Below are 19,668 nucleotides of genomic sequence, written 5' to 3'. Positions count from 1 at the left end.
GCTAGTCAACAGTCGGCATGGAGACTGATAGCTTTCGCCTGTTGTACGCTCCGCAGCCGAGGATTCCCTCCCGCGCAGCTACGTTCAACGTACATACGGATTGACTGGCAACGTCGGTGGCCGTTCGCATCATGCCGAGGGCTGGCTGGGCCTCATACACCGTGCCAGAGGCCCACCGCTCCAAGGCATCAGGACTCAGCCAAAGGCAGGTACACCCGGTTCCCAGCCGCCGCGAACTCCTTGGACTTCTCCAGCATTCCGGCCCGGACCTCCTCGGGGGTCGCGCCCTCTGCACCGCCGAACTGCTCTGTGATGCTTCGGCTAATTTTCATCGAGCAGAACTTCGGCCCGCACATCGAGCAGAAGTGGGCCGTCTTGGCCGGTTCGGCGGGCAGCGTCGCGTCGTGGAAGGCGCGGGCGGTGTCCGGGTCGAGGGCCAGGTTGAACTGGTCCTCCCAGCGGAATTCGAAGCGGGCGTCGGAGAGCGCGTCGTCCCATTCCTGGGCGCCGGGGTGTCCCTTGGCGAGGTCCGCCGCGTGGGCCGCGATCTTGTAGGTGATGACGCCGGTCTTCACGTCGTCGCGGTCCGGGAGGCCCAGGTGCTCCTTGGGCGTGACGTAGCAGAGCATCGCGGTGCCCCACCAGGCGATCATCGCGGCGCCGATGCCCGAGGTGATGTGGTCGTAGGCGGGCGCGATGTCGGTGGTGAGCGGGCCGAGCGTGTAGAACGGGGCCTCTTCGCAGATCTCCTGCTGGAGGTCGATGTTCTCCTTGATCTTGTGCATCGGGACGTGGCCCGGGCCCTCGATCATGGTCTGCACGCCGTGCCGCTTGGCGATGGTGTTCAGCTCGCCGAGGGTCCGCAGCTCGGCGAACTGCGCCTCGTCGTTGGCGTCCGCGATGGAGCCGGGACGCAGGCCGTCACCGAGGGAGAAGGTGACGTCGTAGGCGGCGAGGATGTCGCAGAGCTCCTCGAAGTGCGTGTAGAGGAAGGACTCCTGATGGTGCGCCAGACACCACGCCGCCATGATCGAGCCGCCACGGGAGACGATGCCGGTCTTCCGGTTGGCGGTGAGCGGGACGTAGCGGAGCAGCACGCCGGCGTGCACCGTCATGTAGTCGACGCCCTGCTCGGCCTGCTCGATGACGGTGTCCTTGTAGATCTCCCAGGTCAGTTCCTCGGCCTTGCCGTCGACCTTCTCCAGCGCCTGGTAGAGGGGAACGGTGCCGATGGGGACGGGGGAGTTGCGCAGCACCCACTCACGGGTGGTGTGGATGTTGCGGCCGGTGGAGAGGTCCATGACCGTGTCGGCACCCCAGCGGGTCGCCCAGGTCATCTTCTCCACCTCCTCCTCGATCGACGACGTGACCGCGGAATTGCCGATGTTGGCGTTCACCTTCACCAGGAAGTTCTTGCCGATGATCATCGGCTCGATCTCCGGGTGGTTGATGTTGGCCGGCAGCACCGCCCGGCCCGCCGCGATCTCGTCCCGCACGAACTCGGGGGAGACGTTCTCGCGGACGGCGACGTACTCCATCTCCGCGGTGATCTCGCCGCGTTGGGCGTACGCGAGCTGGGAGACCGGGGTGCCGCCCCGGCCGCGACGCGGCTGGCGCGGCCGGCCGGGGAAGACCGCGTCGAGGTTGCGCAGGCCACCGCGCGGTGACGTGTGCTTGATCCCGTCGTCCTCGGGACGCATCGGGCGGCCCGCGTACTCCTCGGTGTCGCCCCGGGCGATGATCCAGTTCTCGCGCAGCGGCGCCAGACCGCGGCGAACGTCGGTTTCGATCTGGGGATCGGTGTACGGCCCTGACGTGTCGTAGAGCGTCACGTCCTTGCCGTTGGTGAGGTGCACCCGCCGGACCGGGACCCGGAGGTCCGGACGCGATCCGGAAACGTAGCCCTTGTGCCAGCCGATCTGCGGCTTTTCGCCGTCGGCCGAGCCGTTTTCAGGCGTGCGTGCATCCTGCAGAGTCATGTAGACCCAACTCCCTACGCCGGCATTACCCGGTAACAGGTTCGGCGGTCGACGCAGCGGCTTCCGTCATCCGGTGTTTCACGTGAAACACCGCTGGGACGGAGGTCAGCGCCCTCTCAGCCCGGTGCTCCGAGCTCCCGCGATTGCAAAGGTGCCACCACGGTAGCGGCCGAGGCGTCGGTGTGAACAGGGGGCCCACGGGTTCTTGCAATGATCGGGCGGTGAGCCCTCCCGAAACCCAGCACGCCACCGCCGGCCATGCGCACGCGCACGGCCACGGGCCGGCCGCACCGGTGTCCCGCCATCTGCGCAAGGTCATCGCCGCCGTCCTGATCCCGTTCGCGGCCGCGGTGGCGGTCGGTCTGCTCGTCCTCTGGCCCGGCGGCGCGCCTCCCCACAAACCGTCCGGTGTGGGCTTCGACCAGCCCACCGAGAAGGCCCGGGTCACCAAGGTCGAGGAGGTGGACTGTGCGGCGGTGCACGCCGAGCAGCAGCCGCAGCCCACCACGCCCGGGGGCCAGCCACCGGCCGGCGGAGCGTCCCGCGGCAAGCCCTGCGAACAGGCGACGATCAAGGTCACCACGGGGGAGAACACCGGCCGGACCTTCCAGACGGTGGTGACACCGGATGCCCCGCGTCACTACACGACCGGACAGGACGTGATCGTCTCCTACTCCCCCAAGGCTCCGAGGGAGCTTCAGTACGCGGTGACCGACGTCGACCGCACGGTGCCGATGTGGGTGCTGGCAGCGATCTTCGCCTTCGCGGTGGTGATCATCGGGCGGCTGCGCGGAGTGCTCGCGCTGGTGGCGCTGACGGCCAGCTTCGGCCTGTTGACCCTGTTCATCCTGCCGGCGATCCTTCAGGGCTCCGATCCGCTGGTGGTGGCGGTGGTCGGCGGCAGCGCGATCATGCTGATCGCGCTCTACCTGTGCCACGGGCTGACGGCCCGCACGTCGGTGGCGGTGCTCGGCACCCTCGCCTCGCTCCTGCTCATCGCACTGTTGGGCTCGGTCTTCACCCACTGGGCGCTGCTGACCGGCAACACGGACGACACCACCGGGCTGGTGCACGGGCTGTACCCGAACATCGAGATCCGCGGTCTGCTGCTGGCGGGGATCATCATCGGTTCGCTGGGGGTGCTCGACGACGTGACGGTGACGCAGACGGCCGCGGTCTGGGAGCTCAAGGAGGCCGATCCGACGGCGGGTTGGCGCAAGCTGTACGGCGCGGCGATGCGCATCGGGCGGGACCACATCGCCTCGGTGGTGAACACCCTCGTCATGGCCTATGCGGGCGCCGCGCTCCCGCTGCTCCTGCTGTTCTCGATCGCGCAGAGCAGTGTCGGGCGGGTCGCCGGCAGCGAAGTCGTCGCGGAGGAGATCGTCCGGACCCTGGTGGGCAGCATCGGGCTGGTCGCGTCGGTGCCGGTGACCACGCTGCTGGCGGCCCTGGTGGTCTCGGCGGACCGACCGGCGCCGGGCGGGTCGGGGCGGACGGGGGCCGTCGGTGGACGCGGTGGGCGACGCGCGGCGCGCGGACGGCGCCGGAAGCACTGATGGCGGACGGGCCACGGGGCCGGCCGGTGCGAGGGGACGGTGCGGGTGACGGACGGGGCGCAACAGGGCGGGGGCGGCCGACAGCCGGGCGGCGAGGGCAGGGGAACAGGGGAGAGGGGCCGGGGCCGGGGCCGGCGGCTCAGCCGGCCGGAGCCTCCGTGAGGATCCGGTCGAGCGCGGCCTCCAGGGTGTCGCAGACCTCTTCCTTGCCGAGCGGGACGATCCGGTCCGTGCGGTCCAGGAAGGCGATCAGCGGCGGCGCACTGGCCCGGAACAGCGCCCGCTCGGGGCCGACTTGAAGGCTGATGTAGACGTCGCTGAGGTGCTCGGGGGCGGACGGCTCGACCCGGACGTCGCCCTCGCCCGCCGGGCGGGTCAGCCCGTCCAGCAACAGCTCACGGCCGAACACCCAGGTCACGGGCGCGTCTCCGGGGAGATCGAAGGTGAGCCGGACGGCATAGGGATCGGCGCTGTCGAATTCCAGCTCCACCGGGATCCGGAAGGCGAGCTCCTCCGAGACGAGGAAGCTCATGATCACTTCTGCCTGAACCGTGTCGTTCATCAACCACTGCCCCGCACTTGATCGGAGATGGCCGGGAATCATCCCCGGAAGCCCTATTGACGCCATCGTCGGTCACATGCAGGCAGATCACAAGGAGTGAGTTTTCAGATACTGATAGAGAAGGCGAGTGTCGTTAGTACCCTCTCCGCCATTTTCCGTAGTCGCTCCGTAACTGCTTGCAATCGGTGCACTTCCGTCGCAGGAAGAGAAACCGCCAGCGTCGCGGCGGCCGAGCCGACTCGGACCGGGATCGCCGAACACACCGTGCCCAGGGCATATTCCTGGCGATCGTAGGCAACCTGGCCGCGACGCACCGTAGCCAGCCGATTCAGTAGATCACCTTCGGAACGCACCGAAAAGGGCGTCATCGACTGCACCGGATAACGGGACAGGTGTTCTTTCCTGGTCGGTTCGTCGAGTTGCGCGAGAAGGCACTGGCCGATCGCGTGGGTGTGGGCGGTGGAGCGGAAGTCGGCCCATTCCTCGACGGGCGGTCGCTCCGGGTCGGCGGTTATCGCCACCACCTCCACTTCGCCCTCGCGGTAGACGGCGAAGTAGACGGCGGCGCCCAGTTCGCGGCCCGCCACGGCCAGCGCGTCGGCCAACTGCCGGCGCTGCCGGCGCCGGGCCCCCGCCCGACCGATGGACTCCGCGCCCTCGCCGATGACGAAGACGCCGTTCTCCCTGCGCAGATAGCCCTCATGGGTCAGCGTCCGCAGCAGGTGATAGGTCGTGGGCAGGGGGAGTTGGGCCTCCCTGGCCAGCTGCTTGGCGGGCGCACCGTCGGCGTGCGCGGCCACCGCTTCCAGGAGTCGCAGCGCCCGCTGCACCGACCCGATCAGGGTGGGGTGCGAGCCGGACTCGTCGTTGCCGATCGCCAACGCAACCCCCAGGTCCGAGTGCCATGGCCCCGTGGCCCGGGCCGCGGGATCCGCTCCCCGCGGCCGTGCGCCTCCCCGGACTGCCGGCACGACTCCGGCCCGATCGCTCGGTATTTTCCGGAACATCACCATCCGGAAGACGCCTGCGTCCGCACTGTAGCCCGGGCGATCCGGAACGGGAGCCGAAAGTCGGGGAGTTGCCCCCGTCTCGACGGCACGCCCGGCCTCGATGACGCTACGAAGCAAGGTACACACTCTTGGTGAGCAGGTGGAACGCCGTGCACCCCACCGGTGCGAGAACCGCAGGTGGGCCGGATTCCGATCCTCGTTCGGCCCCGGCGCAAGGCGTGTCGGACGGTCTCCGGAACGCCGGACGCCCTGCTCCCGGGCGGGGGCAGGGCGTCTTCGGGGGGTGCGGGTCGGACAGTGCCGATCGGTGGGGGCTCGGCCTACCAGTCGCTCTTCGACGAGGACGAGGACGAGGATCCGGTGAACCTGCGCACGAGGTAGATGACACCGGCGATCAGCGCCGCCGCGATCAGCACCTTGAAGAGCAGGCCGATCAGGAATCCCACGGCGGTGGCGATCAGTCCGCCGAAGACGACGATCAGGATGACGGGCACCACGACCCAGGTGACCCACCACGGAAGCCCTGCGAGTATCCCCTTACCAGCCACTGCTCTGCCCTGCTTTCTGTCTGTCGCGCCGTTGTCGGTCCGTACCGCTCCGGTGGCACCGTCCGCGTGCTCCGCATCCGTCGCACCGCGTCTCCGGTTCCCCCTGTACACCAACGATGCTAGGCCGCCGGCGGGCGCCGTGGGGGCCCGACAGCCCCGGCTCTCCCCTGAGCCGACCCTTACGGGTTCCGGGGTCCGGCCCTCAGCTCTCGGGCGGAGAAAAGACCACCACGACCCGGAGGTCCTCGCTGATGTGGTGGAACTTGTGGGGCACCCCGGCCGGCACGTAGACCACGCTGCCGCGGGCCACCGACTCGGTCTCCGTCCCCACCGTGATCGCCGCCCGGCCGCTCACCACCAGGTACACCTCGTCCTGGGCGTGCGGCTGCTGCGGGTCCGCGGTGCCGGCGTCCAACGCGTACAACCCCACCGACATGGTGCGTTCCCGGAGGAACTGCAGATACGCGCCGTCGTTCGCGAGCCGTTCCGCTTCCAGTTCGTCCAGCCGGAAAGCCTTCATCCCGTTCGCACCTCTCACCAGTCAGCAGTCGTCTGCGACGATCTCACCATGAAGCATTTTCTGGTCAAGACGCTCGCCAACGCCGCGGCCCTGGCCGTGGCCATCTGGCTCCTCAAAGGCATCACGCTCACCGGAGAGAACACCGGCCGCAAGGTGCTCACACTGATCCTGGTGGCGCTGATCTTCGGGTTGGTGAACTTCCTGGTCAAGCCCGTGGTCAAGGTGCTCTCGTTCCCCCTGTTCATCCTCACGCTCGGCCTGATCACGCTGGTCGTGAACGCGCTGATGCTGCTGCTGACCTCCTGGGTGGCCGGCAAGGCCGACCTCGCGTTCCACGTGGACGGCTTCTGGTCGGCGCTGCTCGGCGGCGTGATCGTCTCCATCGTCTCCTGGGCGATGCACGTGATGCTCCCCGACAAGGACTGACGGTTGTCCACCTGCTACCGCGTCTGTTTCGTCTGCACCGGCAACATCTGCCGTTCGCCGATGGCCGAGTCCGTCTTCCGTGCCCGGATCACCGAGGACGGGCTCGACGCGCTGGTCGAGGTCGACAGCGCCGGCACCGGCGGCTGGCACGAGGGCAACGGGGCCGACCCCCGCACCCTCGCCGTGCTGCGCACGGGCGGCTACCCGAGCGCACACACCGCCCGGCAGTTCCGCGCCTCCTGGTTCGCGCGCCGCGACCTGGTCATCGCGCTCGACTCGGGCCACCTGCGCGAACTGCGCCGGCTGGCCCCGACCGCCGAGGACGCCGCCAAGGTCCGGCTGCTGCGCTCCTACGGCTGCGGCACCGCCCCGGTCGCCGACCCCTCGGACCTCGACGTGCCGGACCCGTACTACGGCGGCCTCGCCGGCTTCGAGGAGTGCCTGGAGATGATCGAGACGGCCTGCGACGGCCTCCTGGAGGCGGTCCGCGCCGAGGTCACCTCCGGGACGCCCGGCCCCGCCGAGCCCCGGCCCGGCCTGTACCGCCCCCACCACGAGGAGAGCGCATGACCGGCGACGGCACCCGTGCGGTGCGGGCCGGACTCCCGGAGCCCGTGGCCTACGAACCGGCCCTTCCCGGACCGGTGTTCGCCGCCCACTTCCACCTCCCCGGCGAGGCCACCGGCCCGTACACCTACGGCCGCGACACCAACCCCACCTGGACCCGGCTGGAAGCCGCCATCGGCGAGCTGGAGTCGCCGGACGAACCCGCCCACACGGTCGCCTTCGCCTCCGGGATGGCGGCGATCACCGCCGTGCTCTTCTCCCAACTGCGCGCCGGCGACGCGGTGGTGCTCCCCGCCGACGGCTACCAGCTGCTGCCCGCCGTCCGCTCCCGCCTGGAGGGCTACGGCATCGAGGTCCGCACGGCCCCCACCGCCGACGACGCCCAGCTCGACGTCCTCGACGGCGCCCGGCTGCTGTGGATCGAGACGCCCTCCAACCCCGGCCTGGACGTCTGTGACGTCCGGCGGCTGGCGGACGCGGCGCACGCCCGCGGGGCGCTGGTCGCCGTGGACAACACCCTCGCCACCCCGCTCGGCCAGCGTCCGCTGGACCTGGGCGCGGACTTCTCGGTCGCCAGCGGGACCAAGGCGCTGACCGGCCACGGCGATGTCCTGCTGGGCTACGCCACCAGCCGGGACGCGGCGCTGGCCGACGGCGTCCGGCTGTGGCGCAAGACCGTCGGGGCGATCCCCGGCCCGATGGAGAGCTGGCTGGCCCACCGCTCGCTCGCCACCCTGGCGCTGCGCGTCCGCCAACAGGCCGAGGGCGCGATGGCGTTGGCCACCGCACTGGCCGACCGCCCCGCGGTCGGCGCAGTGCGCCACCCCGGCCTGCCGTCGGACCCGTCGCACGCGCTCGCCGTCCGGCAGATGCGGCCCGGCCGCTTCGGTTCCGTGGTGTCCTTCGTCCTGCCGGACAAGGCCCACGCGGAACGGTTCTTGGCCGCACTGACGCTGGTGGACGACGCGACCAGCTTCGGCGGCGTGCGGTCCACCGCCGAGCGCCGTGCCCGCTGGGGTGGGGACGACGTGCCCGAGGGCTTCATCCGCTTCTCGGTCGGCGTGGAGGATCCGGAGGACCTGGTCGCCGACGTCCTGCGGGCGCTGGACGAGGCGAAGGCGTAGCGCGAAGGCACCAGCGCGAAGGCGGCAGCGCACAGAACGGCCGGCAGGGTATCCCCCCTCGTCACCCTGCCGGCCGGCGGTTCCCGTGAATCCGGTCCGGACGTTTTCACGGACCGATGTTTCACGTGAAACGAACCGCTTCAACAAGGCTAGTTGACTGAGCGTCAGTGTCCAATCACGCTAGCGACACAGCCCTATCGACAAATTTATAGTTGGCTCGCGACCAGGCTTCCGAGGGGCGCAGGAGGTACCCGATGGATCTGGCGCTACTGCGTACCTTCGTCACGGTCCACCGGGCCGGCTCCTTCACCCGGGCCGCCGCGCTGCTCGGACTCTCCCAGCCGGCGGTGACCAGCCAGATCCGCACGCTGGAACGGCAATTGGGCCGCCCCCTCTTCGTCCGCTGCGCCCGTGGCGTCACCGCCACCACCGTCGGCGACGAGCTCGCCCACAAGGTCGCGCCGCACCTCGACGCCCTCACCGAGATCACCGAGGCCGGGCTGGACCAGGACTCCCCCACCCGCACGCTCCACCTGGGCGGGCCACCGGAGTTCACCGCCGAACGCGCGTTACCCGCCCTGAGCCCACTCATCTCCCAGGGCCTGTCCATACGCACCGCCTTCGGTGCCGCCGACGAAGTGCTCAACGGACTCGCCGCCGGACACCACGACATGACCGTCACCACCACCCGCCCCCGCGGCGGACTGCTCACCGCCACCCCCCTGTGCGACGAGGAACACGTGCTGGTCGCCGCGCCCCGCTGGGCGACCCGACTGGGCGGTCCCGGCGCCCTCCAGGCCCGCGGCGTCCGCTTGCTGGATCCGGTCCCGCTGGTCGAGGTCCACGAGAGCCTGCCGCTGATCGCCCGCTACTGGGCCGCCATCTTCGACGCCAAGCCGACCGCCGCCGCCGCGGTGATCGCCGGCGACCTTCGGGCGGTGCTGTCCTGCGTCACGGCGGGCGCCGGGTTGGCCGTGCTGCCGCGGTACCTGTGCACCGAAGCGCTGGACAGCGGCGCGGTGGTCGCCCTCCTCGACCCTCCGGTGCCGCCGCTGCGCACCTACTTCCTGGCCGTACGGACCGGCACGTTGGGCCTGCCGCACATCGCCCGGGCCCACGAATGGCTGCTGCGCAGCGCCGCGGGGTGGTGACGCGAGCGGCGGGGCGGGGTTTCACCGGGCCGTGACTGCGGCATCTGTCCCCTATGACCGTACGGCCAGTCGTCAAACGCACCGCCCGCGCGATCCTGCTCGACGGAGCGGACCTCGTCCTGATCAAGCGCACCAAGCCGGGGCGGGCCCCTTACTGGATCACTCCGGGCGGCGGCGTCGAGCCGGAGGACGCCACGGTCATCGAGGCCCTCCACCGCGAGCTGGACGAGGAGCTCGGCGCCAAGGTCAGCGATGTGGTGCCGGTCTTCGTGGACACGGTCGAGCACCTCACCGACGGCGGTGTGGACGGCGTCAAGGTCCAGCACTTCTTCGTCTGCCGGCTGGACTCGATGGACCCGTCGCGCCGGCACGGCCCCGAGGTCGAGGAGCCGTGCGGCGAGTACGAGATCGTGCGGGTGCCCTTCACCCGGGTGGGGATCGCCTCGGTCGACGTCGTTCCGCTGTCCCTGCGGCACTACCTGGACGGCAACATCGAGGGCGTGCGGGCGATGCACGCCCCCGACCTGGGCTAGCCCGGGTCGGTCGGCGGCGGCGCGGTGGTGCCCCGCCGCCGAGGGTGCCGCCCGCCGGTCAGCCGTCGCGCCGGTCGAACCAGCCGCGGAACTCCGGCCCGTCCTCCGCGGGGCGACGCGGCTGGGCACGGGCCAGTACCCGCTCGACCCGTTCGAGGAACTCCCCGTTCAGCTCGGCTGCGAGGTCGTTCCCCGACGACCGCGCCCCGGGCACGGACGCCGGCTCGGCCCCGTGGCCGGGGGCCGGGAGGTCCTCGTGCAGTCCGCCGCGCAGGTGCTCGTTGACGTGCTGCGGACGCCGGAACGGCGGGCGTCGGTCCGCCTCGACGGCGGCCCCGAAGAAGTCGCCGCCCTTGCGCTTGAAGTCGTCGGTGCCCCAGGCCCGGGCGCCCCGCTCGTTCACCGGGACCTTCTGCAGGTGTGGGATGTGCTTGGCGCAGTGGATGTACGCCTCCTCCACCTCGACCATCACCCACAGCTGCGCCCGCCGGCCCGGGATCGGGTCCACCGGGAGGTCCGGGAAGTGCGCCCGCATCTCCTCGTCCAGCACGACCCGTGCCCGGCCGTTGAGGTGCAGCCCTATCCGGTCCCGGGTGAAGTCGATCATGAGGATGCCCAGTCGCGGGTTCTCGGAGAGGTTGCCGACGGACGCCATGACGCCGTTGCCGCGGTACTCCGGGTACGCCAGCAGCCGGTCGCCCAGCACCTGCACGAAACCGCTCGGGCCGGCCCGGAACGTCGAATCGCACTCGCCGTGCCGGTCCGCCGTGGCCAGGAAGAACATCTCCTGCCGGGCCACGAACTCCTGCATCCGCACGTTGAGGTGGTCCAGGACCTGGTCCGCGTAGAAGCGGTCGGCGCGCCCGGACGTCCCGAGTCTCTGCTGCACCAGGTGCTCACCGTCGCTCCCGGGGCGCTCCGCCGGTTGGCGCAGCCCCCGCCCCTCCGTCGGCCGACCGTATTCACCGTCTGCTGCCAAGACTTCAGTCTCCTGTCGATACCAGCTCTTCGATGGAGTCGTGCCGGATCCGCCCGGCCGGGACACCGACCCCCATCAATGCCTCCACACCGCTGCGGATCAGCCCCGGCGGTCCGGAAAGATACGCGTCGTACGCGTGGTACGGGCCGTACTGCCGGACGGCGTCCGGGAGTTGGCCGGTCAGGGTGCCGGGGCCGCCCCGGGTGCCCGGACCGATGGCGACGACCGGGCGGACGGAGAGCCAGGGGTGGGTCTGCTCCAGCCGCAGCATGGTGTCGATGTCGTACAGGTCGTGATCGCTGCGGGCGCCGTAGAAGACGTCCACCGGGCGCCGGACGCCATGGTCCGCGACGTCCTCGATCAGCGCCTTGATGGGCGCGATGCCGGTGCCGCCGCCGACGCACAGCAGGCCGCCGGCGGTGGAGTGGTCGACGGTCATCGAGCCGCCCGGCGCGCCCAGCCGCAGCACGTCACCGGGACGGGCGCGGTGCACCAGCGCGTTGGAGACCCAGCCGGCCGGCACCGCCTTCACGTGGAAGGCCAGCAGGCCGTCGGAACGCGGCGCCGAGGCGAAGGAGTAGTGCCGCCAGACCCGCGGCCACCACGGGGTCTCCAGGCTGGTGTACTGGCCGGCGCGGAACGGGTACGGCTGGTCCGGGCGGACCGTCAGCACCGCGGTGTCGGGGGTGCGCAGCTCGTGGGAGACGACCTCGGCCTGCCACCAGGCGGGGGCGACCGCCTCGTCCTCGGCGGCCGCGTCGATCATGATCTGCGAGATCGCGGTGTACGCGCGCACCCAGGCGCCCTCGGCCTCCGGGCTCCAACTGGACGTGGCGTAACGGGACAGCGCGCTCAACAGGCATTCGCCGACGGCCGGGTAGTGGTCGGCCTGGGTGCCGTACTTGCGGTGTCCGCGGCCGAGCTGGGAGAGGTACTCGGTGAGCACCTTGCCGTTGTCGACGTGCTGGGCCGCGGTGAGCAGCGCCTTGAAGAGTCGGTCGCGCTGGGCGTCCATGGAGGCGGGGAACAGCGCCCGCAGGTCCGGGTGCTGGACGAACAGCAGCGCGTAGAAGTACGAGGTGACCTTGTCGGCCACCGGCTCGATCTCGGCCATGGTGCGGCGGATGAGGATCGCGTCGGGTGAGGCCCCCGCGTCGGACGGGCCGGTGGCCGCCAACGTGGCGAGGGAGGGCGCCGCGGTGGCCGGTGCCTGGGCGGCCGGCGGTGCGGACGCGGCCGAAGGGGCCGAAGGGGCGGTGACGCCGGCGGGGGCCGGGGCCTCGACGGGGGCCGAAGGGCCCGAGCCGGGCGGCGTGGCGCGCGGGGCGGCGAGGCCAAACGCGTCGAACGGGGAGTGGGCGGCGGGCTCGTGGACCGGCTCCGGCTCGGCCTCCTGGCGCGGGGCGGGCGGTGCGGGCCGCTCGGCGGGCGCGGGGCCGGCGGGCTGACGGGACGTCTCCCACGGGGGTTGCGGGGCCTGCCGCGGCACCCGCTGCGGTTCCGGTTCGCGCTCCCGCTCGGCGGCGGTGCCCACCGGGCGTATCGGATTCACCGGACGGCTGGGTATCCGTTCCGATGCGGCCCGTTCGTCCGGTGCATTGGGGTCGTCCTGCGGCGATTGCTGCCCGTCCCGGCTGTTTTGCCGGTCCTGTTGATCTCCGGAAGGGTTTTTCGACGGCGGAGTGAACCAACCCCAATCGCCACTGCTGCCGCCAGAAGAGCCGCTATCGGCCGACGTGGTGGTCGGAGCGTCCATGGTCTGCCTCGCCTCGAACGTCTTTCGGTTGTCTTCGCCGTTCCGCTGGCCGGAACTGCCGGAATTCCCCCGCCCTGACCGGAATTCTTAATCGACTCAAGCGATTCCGGCAACATCCCCTAAAGCGGACACATCTCACTTCCCTGCATCAAGCGGCCCAGATGCCGTACCGTCAGCATGCCACCCCGCTCCGCCGCACCGGACAAATAGCCGGAAGCTTGGGTGACACGGGCCGCTTCCCCGCTAGGCTGACGAGCTTTGCCCTGCCGTCCACGCGCCCACGGAGAACCTCACCCCCGCCAAGTCGGACTCGACCATACCGGCAGTAGTTGAAACCACAAGCCCCGATCTGGGAACACTCCGTGCGCCCCCGGCAATATCCGTGATCCTCCCCACAGACAGCAATTTCCTTGTGCACAGCGGACGAATCCACCGCGGAAAACGCCCGGCCCGACGAATTACTCGCCGGTACGCACCAGTTCGTATGCCCCGCGCAGATCACGCCCCGTGTACGCATACGTGGCCAGGTGACTGACATGGTGATCTGCATTCACCGCCACCGACTTCGGTACTACTGCGAAGAGTTCGGCGTCCGACATCGAGTCGCCGTACGCCACGCAATCGTCCCGGGTCAGCCCGTACCGCGCGCAGAGGTCGTCCGCGATCCGTACCTTCGCTGACGACGAGAGGATGCCGGCCGGTTCCAGCGGCTCCCGGATCGGCACCGTGGGCCACCGGGAGCCGTGCGCGGTGTCGACGCCCCACGCCAGGAGCCGTTCGACGAAGAAGCCCGGCGAGAGGGAAATCACGGCGCACCGCTCGCCGCGGGCCCGGATGTCGGCCCACACCTCCTGGATGCCGGCCAGCCACGGCGCGCCCTCGAAGGCCGCCGCCACCTGAACGTCACTCAAGTCAGCCGCCCACAGCGCGCACGCCTGCTGCGCGAAGCCCGCCGGGGTCAGCTCGCCGGCCGCGAACGCCCGCTCCAACACGGCGATCTCCCGTTCCAGCCCGAGCTGCCGGGAGATCTCGACGGCGGCCGCGGACCCGTGGAGCAGGGTGCCGTCCATGTCGAACAGATGCAGCTTGCTCATGGGCGGAGCCTAGAGCCTGCCGCGCGGCCCGGTGCGGGCGGGCGGAGGCCGGACGCCGGCCGTGCCGTACGCGTCGCCGCGTAGACGCGGATACTCCCGCCGTCAGATGCCCCGCCGGGCGCCGCCCGCCACCGTGGGGGCATGCAGCTCAGCCGGCCCGCCCGTCGGGCCCTCCTCGTCGTCCATGTCGCCGTGTCCGTCGGTTGGCTGGGGCTCACCACCGGGCTCCTCGCCCTCGGGCTCACCGGCTTCACGACCGACGCCCCGCAGACCGCCGCGGGCGCCTACGGGGCGATGCGGATCCTCACCGACTACCTGGTGCTCCCGGTGGCCGTGCTCTCCCTGGCGAGCGGTGTGGTGCTGGCCCTGGGCACCCCGTGGGGACTGGCCCGGCACCGCTGGGTCCTGACCAAGTTCTGGCTGACGCTGCCGGCCGTCGGCATGACGGTGCTCGCGCTCCGACCCGGCATCGACCGGCTCGCCGCGGCGGCCGCCGCCGGCCACTCCGCGCCCGATCCCGGCCTGCTCGTCGCGCCGGCCGTCTCCTGCGTCCTCTATCTCTTCCTCACGGCGGTCTCCGTGCTCAAGCCCTGGGGACGCACCCGACGCGGCGGCCGACCGCACGGGACGCGGCCGACCCCTCCGACCTGATGGCACACACCTTTAACCAGCATCAACAATGATTGCTTACGCCTCTTATTCGCGGGCGCCGGATATTTCACATGTGCCCTACCCTGTGCGTACGACGGATGAGGAGGTCTGCGATGACGCAGCGGACGCGGGAGTCGGCCACGACACAGGAAGCGGCCGCCGGGGGCCTCGCGCAGGGCTGGTGCGCGCTCTCCTCCCTGCACGGCCGTATCGAGTCGCACATCGAGCGCGCCCTCCAGGCCGGACACGACCTCAGCGTGCGGGAGTTCTCGGTCCTCAACGTGCTCAGCCAGCAGCACGACGGGCCGGGCGGACACCTCCGGATGCACCAGGTCGCCGACTCCGTCGTGCTCAGCCAGAGCGCCACCACCCGGCTGGTCACCCGACTCGAAGAGCGCGGGCTGCTCGCGCGCTACCTCTGCCCGGACGACCGGCGCGGCATCTACACCAACGTCACGCCCGACGGCCTGCGCCTCCTCGAAGAGGCTCGCCCCACCCATGACACCGCGCTGCGCGAGGCCCTCGGGGACGCCGCCCAGCGGCCGGAGCTCGCCCCGCTGGTGACCGCGGTCGAGGCGCTGGGCACCTCCGCGTAACGCACCGGACCACCACATTCCACCCAGAGGGGCGACACGGACCGTCCGCACCCCTGGGCCGCCCCGGATCCGCCGCATAAGGTCACGCCCATGAGCGATCTTGAGATACGCCGCGCCACCGAGGCCGACCTGCCCGCCATCGTCGCGATGCTCGCCGACGACGCGCTGGGCGCCACCCGCGAGTCCCCGGACGACCTGACGCCGTACCGCACCGCGTTCGCCGCCCTGGACTCCGACCCGAACCAGCACCTGGTCGTCGCCGACCGCGGTGGCCGGGTGGTCGGCACGCTCCAGCTCACCGTGATCCCCGGCCTGTCCCGCCGCGGCGCCACCCGCACGATCATCGAGGCGGTGCGGGTGCACGCCGACGAACGCGGGGCCGGCCTGGGCACCGAGCTCATCGAATGGGCCGTCGCTGAATCCGAGCGGCTCGGCTGCCAGCTCGTCCAGCTCACCTCCGACGCCACCCGCGTCGACGCGCACCGCTTCTACGAGCGCCTCGGCTTCGAGGCGTCCCATCTGGGCTTCAAGCGGCAGCTCTGACCGGTCTGACCGGTCTGACCTGCAGGGAAACGGTCAGCGGCGGTCCGGGGGAGCGGTACGGCGCGCCCGGTGGGCCTTCTGCCGGCAGGCCCCGCCGCAGTACCGCGCGGGCCGCCCGGTGCGCGCCGTCACGAGCACCGCACCGCACACCGCACAGCGGGTTCCGTTACGGTCCGGGGCCGCCACCGGAAGTTCCGTTACGGTCCGGTCGGCGCGGAGACCATCGAGCATCAGCGCCGTCATCCGGCCCGCCGGGGCCGCACCCGCCCCCGCGTCCGGGGCCGCCGGCTCCCGCCCGACCGCGCGTCGGCGCTCCATCGCCAGGCACCCGCTCAGCAGCGTGCGGACGTCCGCCAGATCGACGTCCGCCCTTACCGCACCCGCCCGTTGGGCCCGGGTCAGCAGGACGCCGAGTGCCAGCAGGAACTCCGGCTCCGGCCCCGCCGGCGGCTCCGCACCGGCCTCTCCGACCGTCTCCAGCACCTCGCAGAGCGCCTTGTTGGGGGCGGCCAGCCGCACCACCGACGCCAGGAAGCGGAAGAACACCCCTCCTGGATCGTTGGCATCGGCCAACTCCTCCGCGGCGTCGGCGAACAGCTGCAACCGCTCCCTGACCGCCGTGCGGAACAGCACGTCCTTGGAGGGGAAATGGCGGTACACGGTGCCGGCACCGACCCCGGCGCGCCGGGCGATCTCATCGAGCGGAACGCCCAACCCCCGCTCCTCGAAGGCGGATCGGGCCGCCTGAAGCACCAGCGCACGATTCCGTCGGGCATCCGCGCGGGTGGTCACCGCCCCGCCGTCCGCCCGCCACGCCCCTGGTGAGACCACCGTGCTCCTCCGCGTTCCGCCGCCCGGAAATAACCGGGTCGATCGTTCCGATTCTATGAGGGCGTTAAAACACGCGTGCGGATCGCCGCGCGCGGCCGACGGGCCGCGCGGAGAAGCGAGAGGGGCACGCGGAGAAGCGAGGAGGGGCGCCCGGAGAACGGGAGCCGGAACGAGGCGCGTGGCGGAGGCCGCGTGGCGGAGGCCGCGACGGAGGACGGCGCACCGCGGTGAGGAAGAAGGGGAGGGGAGGGAGGGAGGGGAGACGGCGAGAGCGAGGAGGACGACCGGGGCGCATGCCCGCAAGCGGACTCGCAAGCGCCAGTGGGACGGGGCTAGGCAGCAAAAAGGGTGTGGTCCGTTTCACGTGAAACGGACCACACCCCTGGCACTCCTGTCGAGGGCGCGTCCTCCGGCCGAACCCGCCTCCGGCAGCGGGTCAGCCGGGTCAGCCGGGTCAGCGCAACGGCACGGCTCAGTCCGCGGCGACGGCCTCGTCCCATGCCGCGCCGGCCGCGGCAGCCGCGGCGTCCTCATCAACGGCCACGCCCAGCGCCCGCATGCCGGCCGCCAGCGCCGCCAGCGAGGCCAGCACCACCGCGCGGTCCGCGGCCCGCCCGTAGTGGTTCACCCGGATCATCTCCGCCGCCAGGGCACCGGCAGCGGCCTGCACCGGCACCGCACCGTCAGCGGCGAGCGCGGCGGAGACCACCTCACGGGCGTCCACCCCGGCCGGCGTGCGGAGCGTGGTGGCCGCCGGCGCCGCGTGCTCGTCCCGGATCACGTACGGCACCGGGCCGCCGAGCACCGCGACGCCCGCCCGCACCGCCGCGGCGGCGGCCCGGTGGCGGGCGATGACCGTCTCCAGCCCCTCGGCCTCGATCCGGTCCATGGCCTGCTCCAACGCCAGCATCTCCAGCTGTGCCGGGGCGTGCGGCAGGGCGGTGCGCCCGGCGTCGACCCAGCGCTCCTTCCAGTCCAGCAGCGAGAGGTACGAGCGGCGCGGGGCCTGCTCGTTGGCCGCGATGCGCTCCCAGGCGCGGGCGCTGACCGACACCACGGAGACCCCGGCCGGACCGGCCAGCGCCTTCTGCCCGCCGATGACGCACAGGTCCACTCCCCACTCGTCGGTGAGCAGCGGTTCGGCACCCACCGAGGCGACCGCGTCGAGCATCAGCAGTGCACCGTGCTCGCGGACCACCGCACCGATCTCGGCGACGGGGTTGGTGTTGCCGGTCGCCGCCTCGGCGTGCACCAGGCTCACGAAGTCGATCTCGGGGTGCTCCCGCAGCGCGTCCGCCACCTGCCCGGGGGTGACCGCTCCGGTGAACGGCGCGCTGATGGTGACCACCTCGGCTCCGCAGGAACGCAGCCAGCCACCGAACGTCTCGCCGTAGGGGCCGGTGATGATGTTGAGGGCGGTGCTGCCGGGCCGTACCGCCGAGCGGATGCACGCCTCCAGGGGCAGCAGCGCCTCGCCCTGCGTCGTGACGACATCGCAGCGGGTGCGCATGAGCGCCGCGACCTTGTCCTCGATCCGCGCGAAACGGGCGGCGTCGAGCGGAGGCAGATCGAGCAGAACCGGGGTGTCGGCGTTCGCAGTCACGGCAGTCACAGTGGCCTTCCAGCGGTAGCGAGCCGCGCACTGCGGCGGCTCCTGACGTCTGGCTCGACTGTACGTCCGCCCGTTCCGACCTGGCCGGACGGGCCCGAGCGCCCGACGCCGGGCCTCGGCCCTACCGCCACGGGGCCGCGGGCCCGCCGGCACCCGCGGTCGGTGCGCACGCCCCGGTCAGACTCCCCGCCAACCCTCCGGGTCCACCCCGCCCGGCACCGGCCCGGCGGGCGCGTAGGGGCCCCGGGTGAAGACGAAGGTCCCCAGGTCGAGGTGGCTGACGGTACCGTCCGGGGCCCGCTCCACCCGCAGCGTCTCGCCCGCGTAGTAGCCGTCCAGCCCGGTCCAGGTCCCATCGGCCTCGGCCCGGAAGCGCGAGGTGCGGCCGTTGCCCGACAGCGTGACCAGCTCCAGTGCCCGCCCGCCGGTCAGCCGCAGCGCGAACGGGCTGGCGCCCCAGTACCAGGGTCCGGTCAGGGCCAACAGCTCCTCGTCCACCGCGCCCGGTAGCGGCCGCCACGGTGCCGGGATGCGCGGCTCGTGGTAGGCCACGGCGTCCAGGAAGTCGGCCGCCACCGCGGCGATCGGCACGCCGGACGTGCAGTTCGCCAGCGCGAGCGCCGCCGTGTCCTCCGACGGATCGGCCCACAGCACCGCCAGGAAGCCGGGCATCGATCCGGTGTGCCCGACCAGTCGGCGTCCGTTCCGCCAGACGAGCTGCGTCCCGAAGCCGTAGCCCGCGTCCCAGCCGTCGCCCTCCGGCGGCACCGCGGGGTTCTGCATCTCGGCCAGGCTCGCCCTGCTCAGCACCCGCTCGTCGCCCCGGAGCGAGAACACCGCCCATCGGCACAGGTCCTCCGTCGTGGACCACAGCTGCCCGGCCGGCCCCATCAGTCCGGTGTCGTGCGCGGGTTCCGGCAGCATCACATCGGCCCAGGGGTGGACCGCCCAACCGCCCGCGTGCGGCATCTCCGGCTGAAGGGTCGTCCGCGTCATGCCCAGCGGCTCCAGCACCTCGCGGCGCAGCACCTCGCCCCACGGCGTCCCGCCCCGCAGTCGTTCGACCAGCGCCCCGAGGACCGCGAAGCCGGGGTTGGAGTAGTGGTGCCGCCGCCCCGCCGGGTGCAGCCGTGCCTCCTCGCCGAACAGGTCGGCCGGCTCGGGCCGCAGCTCACCGGCGGTCCGTTCCCACCACGGACCACGGGACTCGGCCGCCAACCCCGCACTGTGCGACAGCAGTTGGGCGATGGTCGCCTCGGGCACGGGGACGTCCGCGAGGTGGCTCCCGATGGGGTCGTCGAGCTCCACCAGCCCCTCGTCCCGGAGCCGGAGCACCAGCACGGCCACGAAGTTCTTGGTCAGCGAACCGATCCGGTACTGCACGTCCCCGTGCGGCACCTCCCCGTCCACCGCACTTCGGGCCCCCGTCCAGACCACCTCGCCCCCGCGGACTACCGCCCCCATCATCGACGGCGCCCGCCCCTCGGCCTGCGCGATGGCCAACCGCCGGAGCAACGCCCGCCGCGTCTGCGGCATCAGCTCCCGGTGGTCTTCGACCGAGTCCACGACGGCCCCGCCGCGCGGGACCACCTCACGCAACCCGTTCTCCCTCGACTCGGGCCCCTGC

Annotated in this window: 20 protein-coding genes and 1 riboswitch; of the genes, 9 read left to right on the top strand and 11 right to left on the bottom strand. The window is 71.7% G+C overall.

Going from position 1 to position 19,668, the window contains the following annotated elements:
* Positions 1–188 precede the first annotated feature (188 nt).
* Entirely contained in the window at positions 189–1,979 is a 1,791-nt protein-coding gene (thiC, locus tag ACLJT4_RS05410; RefSeq protein WP_411121218.1) for a phosphomethylpyrimidine synthase ThiC, read from the bottom strand.
* A riboswitch (TPP riboswitch) is annotated at positions 1,974–2,130 on the bottom strand. Its footprint overlaps the gene before it by 6 nt.
* Before the next feature lie 70 nt (positions 2,131–2,200).
* Here thiC and ACLJT4_RS05405 point away from each other — a divergent pair.
* Complete coding sequence (locus tag ACLJT4_RS05405; protein ID WP_411121217.1) at positions 2,201–3,538, top strand: YibE/F family protein; 1,338 nt, start codon at positions 2,201–2,203, stop codon at positions 3,536–3,538.
* Between the two features lie 139 nt (positions 3,539–3,677).
* Here ACLJT4_RS05405 and ACLJT4_RS05400 read toward each other — a convergent pair whose 3' ends face one another.
* From ACLJT4_RS05400 to ACLJT4_RS05385, 4 genes are all read right to left on the bottom strand, one after another.
* Positions 3,678–4,100 (bottom strand): SsgA family sporulation/cell division regulator, encoded by a 423-nt coding sequence (locus tag ACLJT4_RS05400; protein WP_078486673.1) that lies wholly within the window; start codon positions 4,098–4,100, stop codon positions 3,678–3,680.
* A gap of 104 nt (positions 4,101–4,204) precedes the next feature.
* On the bottom strand, positions 4,205–4,981 hold the full coding sequence (locus ACLJT4_RS05395) for an IclR family transcriptional regulator (RefSeq protein WP_411121216.1): 777 nt from the start codon (positions 4,979–4,981) through the stop codon (positions 4,205–4,207).
* 449 nt (positions 4,982–5,430) lie between these two features.
* A complete protein-coding gene (locus ACLJT4_RS05390) occupies positions 5,431–5,658 on the bottom strand; it encodes a DUF5326 family protein (RefSeq protein WP_037632552.1) in 228 nt (75 codons plus the stop codon).
* Positions 5,659–5,860: 202 nt separating this feature from the next.
* The gene (locus tag ACLJT4_RS05385) at positions 5,861–6,178 is read right to left on the bottom strand and encodes a cupin domain-containing protein (RefSeq protein ID WP_411121215.1); all 318 of its coding nucleotides are present in this window, start codon (positions 6,176–6,178) and stop codon (positions 5,861–5,863) included.
* Between the two features lie 48 nt (positions 6,179–6,226).
* On the opposite strand from ACLJT4_RS05385, the gene ACLJT4_RS05380 reads away from it, so the two are divergent.
* The 5 genes from ACLJT4_RS05380 to ACLJT4_RS05360 all read left to right on the top strand — a co-directional run bounded on the left by ACLJT4_RS05380 (position 6,227) and on the right by ACLJT4_RS05360 (position 9,979).
* Positions 6,227–6,604, top strand: coding sequence for a phage holin family protein (locus ACLJT4_RS05380; RefSeq protein WP_411121214.1), 378 nt, complete (start codon positions 6,227–6,229; stop codon positions 6,602–6,604).
* Positions 6,605–6,664: 60 nt separating this feature from the next.
* A complete protein-coding gene (locus ACLJT4_RS05375) occupies positions 6,665–7,174 on the top strand; it encodes a low molecular weight protein-tyrosine-phosphatase (protein ID WP_411121680.1) in 510 nt (169 codons plus the stop codon).
* Complete coding sequence (locus ACLJT4_RS05370) at positions 7,171–8,295, top strand: cystathionine gamma-lyase (protein ID WP_411121213.1); 1,125 nt, start codon at positions 7,171–7,173, stop codon at positions 8,293–8,295. The genes ACLJT4_RS05375 and ACLJT4_RS05370 overlap by 4 nt, the downstream gene beginning before the upstream one ends.
* Before the next feature lie 254 nt (positions 8,296–8,549).
* Entirely contained in the window at positions 8,550–9,446 is an 897-nt protein-coding gene (locus ACLJT4_RS05365; protein WP_411121212.1) for a LysR family transcriptional regulator, read from the top strand.
* Between the two features lie 53 nt (positions 9,447–9,499).
* The gene (locus tag ACLJT4_RS05360) at positions 9,500–9,979 is read left to right on the top strand and encodes an NUDIX hydrolase (protein ID WP_351464516.1); all 480 of its coding nucleotides are present in this window, start codon (positions 9,500–9,502) and stop codon (positions 9,977–9,979) included.
* A 58-nt stretch (positions 9,980–10,037) separates the two neighbouring features.
* Here the strand turns inward: ACLJT4_RS05360 and ACLJT4_RS05355 are convergent, their stop codons facing one another.
* The 3 genes from ACLJT4_RS05355 to ACLJT4_RS05345 all read right to left on the bottom strand — a co-directional run bounded on the left by ACLJT4_RS05355 (position 10,038) and on the right by ACLJT4_RS05345 (position 13,808).
* Positions 10,038–10,868: a pyridoxamine 5'-phosphate oxidase family protein gene (locus ACLJT4_RS05355; protein ID WP_411121211.1), complete on the bottom strand. Its 831-nt coding sequence runs from the start codon at positions 10,866–10,868 to the stop codon at positions 10,038–10,040.
* Between the two features lie 94 nt (positions 10,869–10,962).
* Complete coding sequence (locus ACLJT4_RS05350; protein WP_411121210.1) at positions 10,963–12,714, bottom strand: globin domain-containing protein; 1,752 nt, start codon at positions 12,712–12,714, stop codon at positions 10,963–10,965.
* Positions 12,715–13,172: 458 nt separating this feature from the next.
* Positions 13,173–13,808 carry an HAD family hydrolase gene (locus ACLJT4_RS05345; RefSeq protein ID WP_411121209.1) on the bottom strand — a complete coding sequence of 212 codons (636 nt, stop codon included), beginning with the start codon at positions 13,806–13,808 and terminating at the stop codon, positions 13,173–13,175.
* A gap of 141 nt (positions 13,809–13,949) precedes the next feature.
* On the opposite strand from ACLJT4_RS05345, the gene ACLJT4_RS05340 reads away from it, so the two are divergent.
* From ACLJT4_RS05340 to ACLJT4_RS05330, 3 genes are all read left to right on the top strand, one after another.
* A complete protein-coding gene (locus ACLJT4_RS05340) occupies positions 13,950–14,459 on the top strand; it encodes a DUF2269 domain-containing protein (RefSeq protein WP_411121208.1) in 510 nt (169 codons plus the stop codon).
* A 113-nt stretch (positions 14,460–14,572) separates the two neighbouring features.
* Positions 14,573–15,055 (top strand): MarR family winged helix-turn-helix transcriptional regulator, encoded by a 483-nt coding sequence (locus tag ACLJT4_RS05335; RefSeq protein WP_411121207.1) that lies wholly within the window; start codon positions 14,573–14,575, stop codon positions 15,053–15,055.
* Positions 15,056–15,145: 90 nt separating this feature from the next.
* Positions 15,146–15,598, top strand: coding sequence for a GNAT family N-acetyltransferase (locus tag ACLJT4_RS05330; RefSeq protein ID WP_233657275.1), 453 nt, complete (start codon positions 15,146–15,148; stop codon positions 15,596–15,598).
* A 33-nt stretch (positions 15,599–15,631) separates the two neighbouring features.
* Here the strand turns inward: ACLJT4_RS05330 and ACLJT4_RS05325 are convergent, their stop codons facing one another.
* The 3 genes from ACLJT4_RS05325 to ACLJT4_RS05315 all read right to left on the bottom strand — a co-directional run bounded on the left by ACLJT4_RS05325 (position 15,632) and on the right by ACLJT4_RS05315 (position 19,577).
* On the bottom strand, positions 15,632–16,351 hold the full coding sequence (locus ACLJT4_RS05325; RefSeq protein ID WP_411121206.1) for a TetR/AcrR family transcriptional regulator: 720 nt from the start codon (positions 16,349–16,351) through the stop codon (positions 15,632–15,634).
* Between the two features lie 550 nt (positions 16,352–16,901).
* Positions 16,902–18,041, bottom strand: coding sequence for a pyridoxal-phosphate-dependent aminotransferase family protein (locus tag ACLJT4_RS05320; protein ID WP_411121205.1), 1,140 nt, complete (start codon positions 18,039–18,041; stop codon positions 16,902–16,904).
* 177 nt (positions 18,042–18,218) lie between these two features.
* A complete protein-coding gene (locus tag ACLJT4_RS05315) occupies positions 18,219–19,577 on the bottom strand; it encodes a serine hydrolase domain-containing protein (protein ID WP_411121679.1) in 1,359 nt (452 codons plus the stop codon).
* Positions 19,578–19,668: the final 91 nt, after the last annotated feature.

It is taken from the genome of Streptomyces sp. x-19 (assembly GCF_046549115.1).
Taxonomy (GTDB): Bacteria; Actinomycetota; Actinomycetes; order Streptomycetales; family Streptomycetaceae; genus Streptomyces; species Streptomyces albulus_C.
The sequence above is the reverse complement of the archived record's forward strand: the minus strand, read 5'-3'. Positions and strand labels throughout refer to the sequence as shown.

What these genes read in the sequence shown, in the direction of transcription:
- ACLJT4_RS05315 (WP_411121679.1), bottom strand. Translation starts at nt 19,577, where the DNA reads ATGCCGCAGACGCGGCGGGCGTTGCTCCGGCGGTTGGCCATCGCGCAG.
- ACLJT4_RS05365 (WP_411121212.1), top strand. Translation starts at nt 8,550, where the DNA reads ATGGATCTGGCGCTACTGCGTACCTTCGTCACGGTCCACCGGGCCGGC.
- ACLJT4_RS05335 (WP_411121207.1), top strand. Translation starts at nt 14,573, where the DNA reads ATGACGCAGCGGACGCGGGAGTCGGCCACGACACAGGAAGCGGCCGCC.
- ACLJT4_RS05400 (WP_078486673.1), bottom strand. Translation starts at nt 4,100, where the DNA reads ATGAACGACACGGTTCAGGCAGAAGTGATCATGAGCTTCCTCGTCTCG.
- ACLJT4_RS05345 (WP_411121209.1), bottom strand. Translation starts at nt 13,808, where the DNA reads ATGAGCAAGCTGCATCTGTTCGACATGGACGGCACCCTGCTCCACGGG.
- ACLJT4_RS05360 (WP_351464516.1), top strand. Translation starts at nt 9,500, where the DNA reads ATGACCGTACGGCCAGTCGTCAAACGCACCGCCCGCGCGATCCTGCTC.
- ACLJT4_RS05385 (WP_411121215.1), bottom strand. Translation starts at nt 6,178, where the DNA reads ATGAAGGCTTTCCGGCTGGACGAACTGGAAGCGGAACGGCTCGCGAAC.
- thiC (WP_411121218.1), bottom strand. Translation starts at nt 1,979, where the DNA reads ATGACTCTGCAGGATGCACGCACGCCTGAAAACGGCTCGGCCGACGGC.
- ACLJT4_RS05330 (WP_233657275.1), top strand. Translation starts at nt 15,146, where the DNA reads ATGAGCGATCTTGAGATACGCCGCGCCACCGAGGCCGACCTGCCCGCC.
- ACLJT4_RS05340 (WP_411121208.1), top strand. Translation starts at nt 13,950, where the DNA reads ATGCAGCTCAGCCGGCCCGCCCGTCGGGCCCTCCTCGTCGTCCATGTC.
- ACLJT4_RS05370 (WP_411121213.1), top strand. Translation starts at nt 7,171, where the DNA reads ATGACCGGCGACGGCACCCGTGCGGTGCGGGCCGGACTCCCGGAGCCC.
- ACLJT4_RS05375 (WP_411121680.1), top strand. Translation starts at nt 6,665, where the DNA reads ATGGCCGAGTCCGTCTTCCGTGCCCGGATCACCGAGGACGGGCTCGAC.
- ACLJT4_RS05380 (WP_411121214.1), top strand. Translation starts at nt 6,227, where the DNA reads ATGAAGCATTTTCTGGTCAAGACGCTCGCCAACGCCGCGGCCCTGGCC.
- ACLJT4_RS05350 (WP_411121210.1), bottom strand. Translation starts at nt 12,714, where the DNA reads ATGGACGCTCCGACCACCACGTCGGCCGATAGCGGCTCTTCTGGCGGC.